The sequence below is a fragment of the Corynebacterium sp. genome (assembly GCF_030826625.1).
In the GTDB taxonomy this organism is placed as follows: Bacteria; Actinomycetota; Actinomycetes; order Mycobacteriales; family Mycobacteriaceae; genus Corynebacterium.
Window position 1 is genome coordinate 1 of sequence record NZ_JAPJNQ010000069.1, and the last position, 11,151, is coordinate 11,151.

An 11,151-nucleotide genomic window follows, 5' to 3' on the forward strand; every position below is an offset into this window, starting at 1 on the left:
TTCTGCACAGGTCATTGAGCCGAAAATGTCGATGAGGGCTTCCATCCAATGCGAAATTCACCTGGACGACGTGCGTCTGCCAGCGTCTGCCATGTTGCCAGCAGATACCGCCGTCGGCCTTGGTGGCCCGTTCCGCTGTTTGAACGAGGCACGCTACGGCATTATCTGGGGCGTGATGGGGGCAGCGCGCGATAGCTTCAACGCTGCGTTGGAATACAGCCGGCAGCGCGAGCAATTCGGCACGCCGTTGAGCCACTTCCAGATCACGCAAACCAAATTGGCGGATATGGCCGTTGGAATTAATCGTGGCTACCTGTTGGCCCACCAGATTGGGCGGCTGAAAGACAGCACCGGAGCGCTGCAACCGGCAACGATTTCGACGGGCAAGCTCGATAACACTCGTGTTGCGCTAGATATTGCCCGCCAGGCCCGCGCCATGCTCGGTGGCAACGGTATTTCGCTCGAGTATTCACCACTGCGGCACGCGAACAATCTGGAATCCGTGCGCACTTATGAAGGTACCGATGAGGTGCACCAACTCACGATTGGTCGCCATCTGACTGGCGTCGGCGCCTTCCACGCACGCTAGGGAGCAGGGAGTAGGCAGGAGGCAGGAGGCAGCGACCTATGACAACGCACGATGGTTACACCGAAGCAGCTGCAAGCGGAAACCCTAGCTCTGCACGAGCTACCGGGCCACTCGACGGCATCGAGAACTTCAAACCCGGTGGCCTGAAGAAATTCGGATTAGATCCGACGCAAACCACAAAACGCTGGCCACGGCTGATTCATGCCTCGATCAACGGCTTTGGTTCTGCACACGAACGTAACCACCGCGAATATAACCAAACCGCGAACGCAACCATAGCATCGGTCACAATTAGTCAGGCTTAGCGCCGAATTAGTGATGTGTCGTGATCTGAGACGTTAAACTTTTATTATTGCCCAGCGCTCGGAAGGATCACCCACGTGGTTGCATACTCGACTATCGTCACCGGATCTGATGGATCTGCCTCATCTCTGCACGCAGTACGCTCGGCCGCCAGCCTGGCCCGGGCCTACGACGCGCGCTTGATCATCGTGTCCGCTTATTATCAGAAATCTGGAATGATTCTTGACGCCAAAGCCGACGCCAACGCTTTGCCAGTGATCAACCGAGAATCTGCCGACGATATCCTGCGCGATGCTCGCGACGTCGCCACCGAAGAAGGAGCAACTGACATCGAGATGCTCGCCCTGAATGGCGCACCGGTGGCCGTGCTGCGCCGGGTGGTAGAAGAATCAGCGGCGGACCTCGTGGTGATCGGAAACCGTGGCCTGAAGACATTGTCCGGGCGCGTATTTGGCAGCATCCCGAGTGAGGTCACCAGGCGTTTCGACGTTGACGTTTTGGTAGTCAACAGTGACCATGATGATGACGCAACCGAAAGCAACGCTTAAAACGCGGGATTGTATAGAACCATGACAGCTGAGCACACTAGCGCCGAAGCCACCAACGCACCCGGCGCCAGCACCGCGCCACAGGACGATGATTATTCCACCATTGTCGTCGGCAGCGACGGTTCACAGTCTTCGCTGCTTGCAGTACGTCGTGCTGCCCGGCTGGCGGCTGCCTTCGATGCACAACTGGTTATCGCCTGCGCTTATTATGAACCCGATGACGATGCGGCACACCACGTTAACTTGAGTGAACACCCCGTGATTGGCGCGCAGCAAGCCAATTCCATCGTGCAACCAGCAATCGCGGAAGCCCACAGGCTCGGGGCGCAAAAAACTTGCAGTGCGGTGGCAAACGGAAGCCCCGTCGCCGCGTTGATGAGCGTGGTCTCCCGCCACGATGCAGATTTGCTCGTGGTAGGAAACCGCGGGATCAATACGTTGACGGGGCGGCTTTTAGGCTCAGTGCCAGCCGATATTGCACGGCAATCCGACTGCGACGTGATGATCGTGCACACCGTCGCCTAAAACTTGCGCGGATTTGCAGAAGACATTTCGCCTCAAGAATCCAGTTCCAATCCACCAATGATGTGTACGGTCTGGGTCGCACGGGTGCAGGCAACATAGAGATCCTGCCAACCACGCGGTGAAGCCTGAATAATTTCTTCTGGCTCCACGACGATGACGTGATCGTATTCCAGTCCCTTGTGCTTGGTGGCGTTGGCGGCGCTGATGATCGCGCAACTGCGCTGCTCACCACCGGACTCTGCAGCAAGTTCTTCGCGTAGCAGCTCTGGGTCGGTGCCACTCGGCAACCACGACACCGCGCCTTCGCGGTGACGGATCGCTTGCGCTACCGCTGCATCCGGTTTAATGCGCCGCACAATCGCTTCGGCCAATTCGGCAATCTCTACGGGAGTGCGGTAGTTGATGCTCAGCTGGTGATGGCGGTAGCGCTTGTCGACGAACGGTGCCAGCGCCTCGTCCCAATTATCGCTGCCAGCCGGTGAACCAGTCTGGGCTGGATCGCCCACCAGCGTCATCCAGCGGTTTGGGCTGCGACGGAAGACCATGCGCCATTCCATTGGCGAAAGCTCCTGTGCTTCATCGACCACCACGTGGCCAAATGCCCAGGTGCGATCACCTTCTGCGCGTTGAGCAGTGGTGCGATAATCGCGTGCTTGCTGGCGCCGCGCCAAAGTTTCGGCATCGATGACGTGGTGTGCCGAGAGGATCTCGGATTCAAAAACGTCATCATTATCCGTTGATTCCGAAGTCGCCAGAATATCGAGTGCACCTTCGGCCTCGTCGAGTGCTTCTTGCCATTCGCGTTCATCAGCGGCTGCTTGTTGCTCGTCGTCGCCGCTGCCCAGTAGTTGTGCAAGCTCATCCAACAGCGCCGCGTCGGATTCTGCCCAACCACGCTCGGCTTGTTCGTCCTCGCCACGCCAAAGTGCCGAAACGAATTCGTCGCCGCCGTTGGAACGGCATGCCGCTTTCAATGCCGCCTTGTCATGTAATAGCTCGCGCAGCACCTGGCGCGGGCTCAACTGGGGCCAGAATTCGTCGACAAGCTCGTCGATGACAGCTTCATCGGCAATATCTTCCTGTAACGCAGCAATATCCGCGTTGTTCAGGAGATTGCCGCCGTCTACGGGGTCATGGCCGATGATTGCAGCCACGGCGTTGGCCAGCTCGATGCGCAGCTGTTCTGTGAAAAACTCCCGAGCCTCATTGTGCGGCTTGCGTGAACGGCGTGCCCGGGTGCGCGCGGCTTTTACCATCGCTGGGGTGAGTTCTACCGGTGTTCCGTCGAGCACGATTTCCCGTGATTTCTTCGGGGCGCCTTGGTATGCCTTCACCACGGCTTTGAGCACGTCCACCATCTGCAACGAACCTTTGACCTGGCGGGTGGCAGCATCTTCGTGCAGGTTGGGGCGCAGACCAGGGTAGAGGCGGCCAATGGTACTGAGTACGACTCCGGTCTCTCCCAACTCGGGCAGCACCTGCGAGATATAGTTCAAAAACTTCGGATTCGGGCCGATGATCAGCACACCGGTGCGGGAGAGCTGTTCGCGCCAGGTATAAAGCAGATATGCCACGCGGTGCAGCGCCACCGCGGTTTTCCCTGTACCTGGACCGCCCTCGACGACGAGCACCCCGCGGGTGGCATCACGGATAATCGCGTCTTGCTCGCGCTGAATAGTTTCCACGATGGACTGCATGTGCTCGCCGCGCGCTTGATTCATGGCTTGCAGCAGCGCTGCTTCGCCTGCAACATCTGCTTTATCGGCATCCACTGGGGCAGCACCGGAGAGATATTCGTCGTCAATATCTTTGACGACGCGATCTGTCGTGCGGATATGCCGCCGTACCCGCACGCCTTCCGGGTGCGCGGTGGTAGCCAAGTAAAACGGCCGTGCCATCGGCGCGCGCCAGTCGATAAGCAGGGAACGATAATCATCGTTGCGGTCCATGAGACCAATGCGGCCGATATAGCGGCGATCTAGCCCCTCGTCAGTGGGGTTATCGCCGACGACTCCGTCGGTGTCGACGTCGATGCGGCCGAAGACCAAGCCAATTTGTGCGAGGTTGAGCTGGTCGAGCTTTTCCTGCAGTCGGTGGTACTCGGTTTCACGGCGCAGCAACGCGTCGGAGTCGGCATTACTGGGGTCGATCGTGAGCTGTGCGTCGGCGAGACGCTGACGTGCGTGAGAGACATCTGAATCCAAAATGCCGAACAAAGCATCAACATAGCTTTGTTCGGCGGCGAGTTCTGCAGAAAAATCTGCGGAGTTTAGCCCCGCAGACTTATCTGAACTCGTGGATTGCTGTCCCGTAGAAAAACGGGGAGACAACGCGAAATAATTTCTTTCTTAGAGATCGATTTTCTTGTCGAGCTTCTTCATGGCCTTGCTCAGAGCTTTATCTGCCTTAGCCTGAATCTTCTCGGCGTTCTTGCGAGCTTTCTTGGCCTTCTTGCCGTGCTTCTTCTCGGCATCCTTCAGCGCGTCGTTGGCCTTATCCTGCGCCTTCTTGGCTGCCTTAACGGCACCCTTCTTGGCGGTCTTGGCGTTGGACCGAGCAGAATCCAGCCAGTCGTCCTTGTTGTCATTGACAAAAGCCTGCGCCTTTTCGCTGGAATCCTTGAACCAGTCACCAGCCTGTTCCGTGAAGTTCGCGGCCTTTTCACGAGCCTCTTCCAAGGCCTTCTCCGAATCAGACTGGGTTGGCAGCGCCTGCTGAACCTTCTTGCCAGCCTGCTTCGAAGCGTGCTCTGCGCGCCACTTCAATCCAGGCTTGCCCTCTGTGTCCTGCGAAGCGATGAACAAGCCACCAAGCAGAGCGGAGGAGGTAGCGAAGTTGTTCAGGCGAACACGACGCTCATCGCTTTCGTCGGCTGCCCAGAAAGCATCGCGGGAAATCAGAGTTGGCAGGGTGGTCAGTGCCAGGACGCTGGCAGCAACGCGCGGAGCCTTGCCGAGAGCGAACAAGGAACCAGCACCAACCTTGGTGCCGCCCAGAACCCGTGCGACGGTCTTTGGGCTATTAGGAATAGCGTCCGCGATGTCAGCTGGGACAATCTTGCGCACGCGCTTAATCAAATCTTCGGTGGAATCCACACGTTCGTTGGTCTTACGCAGCGCGTCAACACCGTCGATAATGAAGACCGAAGCCAGCATTGGTCGTGCAATCTTGCGGATCATAGCTAGTAATGCTCCTTGTAATAGTCGCTAGAAGTGCTACTCGGTAATTCTACCCGAGAACGTTTAAAAGTGTGCTGGGAATGATAGAAGGCGTTCTGTTGGCTCACGCTGGGGTGGTTCTCGGTTTACCAGCGACGTTTGCACCTTTTACCAGCGACGTTCCCACCACTCTTCGAGCTTTGGACGCTCGTCGCCCAGCGTGGTGGGATTTCCGTGACCTGGCCAGACCTTTGTTTCGTCAGGGTATTGGTCGAAGATACGGCTGTTGACGTCGTGGAATAGGCGCACGAAATCACCTTCGGATTCCGTTTTGCCCAGTCCACCGGGAAATAGCGAATCGCCCACGAAAAGATTAGGTACGTCGTCGATGACGGCGGCGAGTGCAACGCCTCCTGGGGTGTGCCCACGCAGGATGATCGCTGGGTACTGTTCACCTGCGAATTCGATGACATCGCCGTGGTGCAGCTCGACGTCGATCTTGGCTGGGATCGCTGGGGCATCCAAATACGATGCGTAGTGGCGTGCTCCGGTTGCCTCCAGTACCTCTTCGAGCGCACGCGTGTGATCCCAGTGGCGGTGGGTTGTGAGCACCGCGGTGATCTTGACCCCGAGCCCTTCGGCGAAAGCCAGCAGCTTCGCGGAATCATCGGCGGCGTCGATCAATAACGCCTCGTCACCGTCGACAAGAAAATAGCATTGGTTGTCCATCTCGGAAACGGACAGGGAATGTAACGAGAGTGTGCTCATTGGCGCTAGTCTACGGATTAATGCACGGGAATGCGCACGGCTCTGCGCACAAGATTGCGCATGATTGTCAGCAGGCATAGGTGCCCACGGTTATGCTTCGTCGAAAAGCGCGCGGCCTGGTAGTTTTAAAGAGTCAAAAACTTATATAAACGCTTATATAATCCGTAAATTTTCTGGGAAGGCTTGGTGGATCCGTGGCGGACCGTTTGGTGGTCAAAGGTGCACGTGAACACAACCTCAAAGGCGTGGACATTGATCTGCCCCGCGATACGATGATCGCGTTTACCGGGCTTTCCGGTTCGGGCAAGTCCTCGCTGGCATTCGATACCATTTTCGCTGAGGGGCAGCGCCGATACGTCGAATCACTCTCGTCCTATGCCCGTATGTTCTTGGGACAAATGGACAAGCCCGATGTTGAGTTCATCGAGGGGCTTTCGCCAGCGGTTTCCATTGACCAGAAGTCGACGAACCACAACCCGCGTTCGACGGTCGGCACCATCACTGAGATCTACGACTATCTGCGTTTGTTGTTCTCGCGTGCGGGAACCCCGCACTGCCCGGTCTGCGATGCTGTGATCGAGCGGCAGACTACGCAGATGATCGTCGACCAGGTCCTCGCGCATGAAGAAAAAGCCAAATTCCAGGTGCTTGCGCCGGTGGTGCGCACCCGCAAAGGTGAATTCGTCGATTTGTTTGCCGATCTGGCAGCGCAAGGTTTTTCCCGCGCCCGTATCGACGGCGAAATTCATCAGCTCAACGATCCGCCACAGCTGAAAAAGCAGATTAAACACGATATTGATGTAGTGGTCGACCGTTTGCAGGTCAAAGCTTCGCAGAAACAACGCCTGACCGATTCCGTGGAAACCGCACTGCGGCTTGCCGACGGCTTGGTAACGATCGATTTTGTCGACGATCCGGATTCCACCCGGCTGTTTTCCGAGAAATCGGCCTGCCCGAATGGCCATGCCTTGACCATTGATGAATACGAGCCGCGGTCGTTCTCCTTTAACTCGCCCTACGGCGCCTGCCCGTCGTGCGACGGTTTAGGTTCGCGCCATGAAGTTGATGTGGACCTGCTGATTCCGGATCCAGACGCGCCGGCGAACAAAGCCGTGCAACCGTGGTACGCCAGCCCGAACCAGCGTTATTTCATCAAACTCGTCGAAGGCCTGGCGAAAACCCTGAAGTTCGACCCGGAAACACCGTTTTCCCAGCTGACTAAACAGCAGCGCGACGCGTTGGTTAACGGCACGAAGACCGAAGTTCGTGTGCGCTACCGTAACCGCTACGGTCGGCAACGTGATTGGACTGCCCCGTTCGAGGGCGCAGCAGGGTATGTGCGGCGCAAGCTGGATACCGCAGAATCGGATTCGCAAAAAGATCGCTTCATGTCCTATACCCGCCAGGTACCGTGCAAAAAGTGCAAGGGGACGCGCTTAAAGCCGGAGATTCTCGCGGTGCGTTTGGCTTCGACCTCGCACGGGGAGCAATCCATCGCGGGCTTGGCCTCGTTGCCGATCGAAGAAGCCACGCAGTTCCTGGATACTCTGCAACTCGACCACCGCAACGAGATCATCGCCGGGGCAGTGCTGAAAGAAATCCAGGCCCGCCTGCAATTTCTTGTCGACGTCGGCCTGACCTATCTCACGCTCAACCGTGGGGCATCGACGCTGTCCGGTGGTGAGGCGCAGCGCATCCGCTTGGCTACCCAGATTGGTGCAGGCTTGGCGGGCGTGTTGTACGTCTTGGACGAGCCATCGATCGGCCTGCACCAGCGTGATAACCACCGCTTGATCGCGACTTTGCAGCGTTTGCGCGATTTGGGCAACACGTTGATCGTCGTCGAGCATGACGAAGACACCATTCGCGCTTCGGACTGGATGGTCGATATCGGCCCGCGCGCTGGCGAATACGGCGGTCAGGTGGTCTACCAGGGTGAACCGGATGGCATCGAAGGCTGCTCGGAGTCACTGACCGGTGATTATCTGTCTGGCCGCAAGGTGCTGGCGGTGCCGGAATCACGTCGACCAGTGGATAAGGACCGCCAACTAACCGTGGTGGGAGCCCGCGAAAACAACTTGCGCGGCATCAACGTGACCATCCCGTTGGGCGTTTTATGCTGCATCACGGGTGTATCTGGCTCCGGCAAATCTACGGTCATCAACGGAATTTTGGCGAAGACGTTGGCCAACGAGCTCAACCGCGCGCGACAGGTACCCGGCCGGGCCAAGCGCGTGGAGGGCATCGACAACTTGGACAAGATGGTGCAAGTCGACCAGTCGCCAATTGGTCGAACCCCACGCTCTAACCCGGCGACCTATACCGGCGTGTTCGATAAAATCCGCAACCTGTTTGCTGAAACCCAAGAGGCCAAGGTGCGTGGGTATAAGCCGGGGCGGTTCTCGTTTAACGTCAAAGGTGGGCGATGCGAATCGTGTCAGGGCGAAGGCACGCTGAAGATCGAGATGAACTTCTTGCCCGATGTCTTCGTGCCGTGCGAGGTCTGCCAGGGTGCGCGCTATAACCGGGAGACGCTAGAGGTACAGTACAAAGGCAAGAATATCGCCGAGGTGCTCAACATGCCGATCTCGGAAGCTGCCGAATTCTTTGAGCCCATCACCTCGATCCACCGCTATTTGGCCACGCTTGTCGACGTTGGCCTGGGCTATGTGCGTTTAGGCCAATCAGCGACGACGCTGTCCGGCGGCGAAGCCCAGCGCGTGAAGCTAGCCTCTGAGCTGCAGAAGCGTTCGCATGGTCGCACGATTTATATCCTGGACGAGCCGACGACGGGTCTGCATTTCGAAGATATTCGTCGCCTGATGTTGGTGATCCAGGGGCTTGTCGACAAGGGAAATTCGGTGCTGATCATTGAGCACAACCTGGATGTGATCAAGGCTGCGGACTGGATCGTCGACATGGGGCCAGAGGGTGGCTCTGGTGGCGGCACAGTGGTTGCGCAAGGAACGCCTGAAGACGTCGCAAAGGTCGCGGAATCGCACACCGGGCAGTTCCTCGCGGAGATTTTGCAACGCTGATTGTTGGGGCTGAGGTCTGGAGTGAAGTCTGGGCTCCAGGACTGCGGGCGGGTTGGCAGCGATGACAGCGAGGTTTTGCCAACGTCGGCAAGTTATGTTAAGATCAATCGCACTACCACCTAGGGTTCCTTCCAGGGACTTAGGTCGCAAGTGGAGTTTTCTCCCACCTTATGCCGCCACGCAGGCTGGCTACGGGTAAAGGTACGCACAAAGGGTGCAGTTGGCGCCCCTGTGCGTGTTTTTATTGGGGGGATACTTCTTTGTGGCAGGGTAGACGTTTCATTCGCCCCTTTTGAACTTAGGAGTCACACATCAGCGCTGAAGCTCGCATTAATGAGCGTATTCGAGTACCGGAAGTCCGTCTTATCGGTCCTGAAGGTGAGCAGGTTGGTGTCGTTCGTACCGACGACGCCCGCAAGGTTGCTTACGAGGCCGATCTCGATCTAGTTGAGGTTGCGCCGAAGGCAAAGCCACCTGTCGCCAAGATCATGGACTACGGCAAGTTCAAGTATGAACAAGCCCAAAAAGCCCGTGAGTCCAAGAAGAATCAGCAGCAGACCGTCGTCAAGGAGCAAAAGCTTCGTCCGAAAATTGACGACCATGACTATGAGACCAAAAAGGGCAATGTTGTCCGCTTCCTGGAAAAGGGCTCCAAGGTCAAGGTAACCATCATGTTCCGCGGTCGTGAGCAGTCGCGTCCTGAACTTGGTTTCCGCTTGCTGGAACGGTTGGCCAATGACGTCGCAGAATACGGCGTTGTGGAAGCCAAACCGAAGCAGGATGGTCGTAACATGACCATGGTGCTCGGTCCAGTACGCAAGGGCAAGAAATAACGAACCGTCAATTAAGGGATTAAGGAAACTCCATGAAGCAGAAGACCCACAAGGGCACAGCAAAGCGATTCAAGCAGACTGGCTCCGGCAAATTGCGTCGTGAGCAGGCGAATCGTCGCCACCTGCTGGAGCACAAGCCTTCTAAGCGCACCCGTCGTCTGAAGGGTGACGTTGACGTTGCTCAGGCTGATCAGAAGCGCATCAAGCGTTTGCTTGGCAAGGCCTAAAGGCCCGCTCGTTTCATCCCACATCAGTACCAACAACAAGATTTAAGGAAGTTTCACCGTGGCACGAGTAAAGCGGTCCGTTAACGCCAAAAAGAAGCGTCGCACAATCCTGAAGTCCGCCAAGGGCTACCGGGGTCAGCGCTCCCGCCGCTACCGCGTAGCGAAAGAGCAGTGGCTGCACTCCATGACCTACGCTTACCGCGACCGTCGCGCGCGTAAGTCGGAGTTCCGCAAACTGTGGATCCAGCGCATCAATGCTGCAGCTCGCATGAACGACATCACCTACAACCGTCTGATCCACGGCCTGCGTCTGGCTGAGATCGAGGTTGACCGCAAGATGCTTGCCGAGTTGGCTGTCAACGACTTCGACACCTTCTCCGCGCTCTGCGAGGCTGCCAAGTCCGCACTGCCTGCCGACGTCAACGCACCGGCAAACGCATAAAGAATCTGCGCATCTTCGCGCAGGTTTCTACGTAACGCAATTGTTGCGCCACACGCCCTCGGATAAACTCCGGGGGCGTTTTGCTGTTACGAGACTGCCCTTGAGTTCAAACCTTGAGTTCAAAAGAGCGCCGAGCAGGGTAGTAGGCCTGCACACAGTAAACACAATAATCTGCATTCATCACGATCCCGTAGACTAATCCACCATGACGCTAGATTTCTCCGAGCCGTTTACCGAACGTACCCCGCGCGTATCCCGCGCTGCGAAGCTCCACCGCGCCGCAGCACGGAAAAAAGAACAGCGCTTCCTCATCGAAGGCGAAAATTCCGTCGACGCCGCGGTATCCACCGGGGCAGCCACCGATGTCTTCGTCACCGAATCGGCCGCGCAGCGCTTCGAGCACATCGTCACCACCGCCGGTTTTATGGACGTCTATATCCACCCGATCACTGATGGTGCCGCGAAATTGCTGTCCGAAACCACCACGACCCCGGGTATTTTCGCTGTCTGTTTGCCAGTGATGTTCTCCGCCGGGAAAATCATTAAATCTTCGCCACGGTTGCTCACGGTGCCGGTAGAAACTTCTGAGCCCGGCAACGCCGGCACACTAATTCGTGTCTCCGATGCCTTGGGCGCCGACGGCGTCGTTTTTGCCGGCCACACAGTGGACCCGCACTCCAACAAAGTCGCCCGCGCGTCTGCCGGATCACTGTTTCATAC

12 protein-coding genes are annotated in these 11,151 nt (G+C 57.3%); 9 read left to right on the plus strand and 3 right to left on the minus strand.

Annotated features, from left to right (window positions below):
• The 4 genes from RCH87_RS08405 to RCH87_RS08420 form a co-directional block, all read left to right on the plus strand.
• On the plus strand, positions 1-589 hold a 589-nt coding region (locus RCH87_RS08405), incomplete at its 5' end, for an acyl-CoA dehydrogenase family protein (RefSeq protein ID WP_306516261.1).
• A gap of 38 nt (positions 590-627) precedes the next feature.
• Entirely contained in the window at positions 628-894 is a 267-nt protein-coding gene (locus tag RCH87_RS08410; protein WP_306516262.1) for a CoA transferase, read from the plus strand.
• Positions 895-969: 75 nt separating this feature from the next.
• Positions 970-1,440, plus strand: coding sequence for a universal stress protein (locus tag RCH87_RS08415; RefSeq protein ID WP_306516263.1), 471 nt, complete (start codon positions 970-972; stop codon positions 1,438-1,440).
• A gap of 21 nt (positions 1,441-1,461) precedes the next feature.
• Positions 1,462-1,965 (plus strand): universal stress protein, encoded by a 504-nt coding sequence (locus tag RCH87_RS08420; RefSeq protein WP_306516264.1) that lies wholly within the window; start codon positions 1,462-1,464, stop codon positions 1,963-1,965.
• A gap of 32 nt (positions 1,966-1,997) precedes the next feature.
• Here RCH87_RS08420 and RCH87_RS08425 read toward each other — a convergent pair whose 3' ends face one another.
• The 3 genes from RCH87_RS08425 to RCH87_RS08435 all read right to left on the minus strand — a co-directional run bounded on the left by RCH87_RS08425 (position 1,998) and on the right by RCH87_RS08435 (position 5,891).
• Positions 1,998-4,295 carry a UvrD-helicase domain-containing protein gene (locus RCH87_RS08425; RefSeq protein ID WP_306516265.1) on the minus strand — a complete coding sequence of 766 codons (2,298 nt, stop codon included), beginning with the start codon at positions 4,293-4,295 and terminating at the stop codon, positions 1,998-2,000.
• An 18-nt stretch (positions 4,296-4,313) separates the two neighbouring features.
• Positions 4,314-5,144: a DoxX family protein gene (locus tag RCH87_RS08430; RefSeq protein ID WP_306516266.1), complete on the minus strand. Its 831-nt coding sequence runs from the start codon at positions 5,142-5,144 to the stop codon at positions 4,314-4,316.
• A 147-nt stretch (positions 5,145-5,291) separates the two neighbouring features.
• Positions 5,292-5,891, minus strand: coding sequence for an MBL fold metallo-hydrolase (locus tag RCH87_RS08435; protein WP_306516267.1), 600 nt, complete (start codon positions 5,889-5,891; stop codon positions 5,292-5,294).
• A 194-nt stretch (positions 5,892-6,085) separates the two neighbouring features.
• Between RCH87_RS08435 and uvrA the strand changes: the two genes are divergently transcribed.
• The 5 genes from uvrA to RCH87_RS08460 form a co-directional block, all read left to right on the plus strand.
• Positions 6,086-8,929: an excinuclease ABC subunit UvrA gene (gene uvrA, locus RCH87_RS08440; RefSeq protein WP_306516268.1), complete on the plus strand. Its 2,844-nt coding sequence runs from the start codon at positions 6,086-6,088 to the stop codon at positions 8,927-8,929.
• Positions 8,930-9,240: 311 nt separating this feature from the next.
• Entirely contained in the window at positions 9,241-9,762 is a 522-nt protein-coding gene (gene infC, locus RCH87_RS08445) for a translation initiation factor IF-3 (protein ID WP_306516270.1), read from the plus strand.
• 32 nt (positions 9,763-9,794) lie between these two features.
• The gene (gene rpmI, locus RCH87_RS08450) at positions 9,795-9,989 is read left to right on the plus strand and encodes a 50S ribosomal protein L35 (protein WP_018120128.1); all 195 of its coding nucleotides are present in this window, start codon (positions 9,795-9,797) and stop codon (positions 9,987-9,989) included.
• Between the two features lie 58 nt (positions 9,990-10,047).
• Complete coding sequence (gene rplT, locus RCH87_RS08455; RefSeq protein ID WP_021352214.1) at positions 10,048-10,431, plus strand: 50S ribosomal protein L20; 384 nt, start codon at positions 10,048-10,050, stop codon at positions 10,429-10,431.
• 205 nt (positions 10,432-10,636) lie between these two features.
• A partial coding sequence (locus RCH87_RS08460) for an RNA methyltransferase (protein ID WP_306516269.1) occupies positions 10,637-11,151 on the plus strand: 515 nt, incomplete at its 3' end.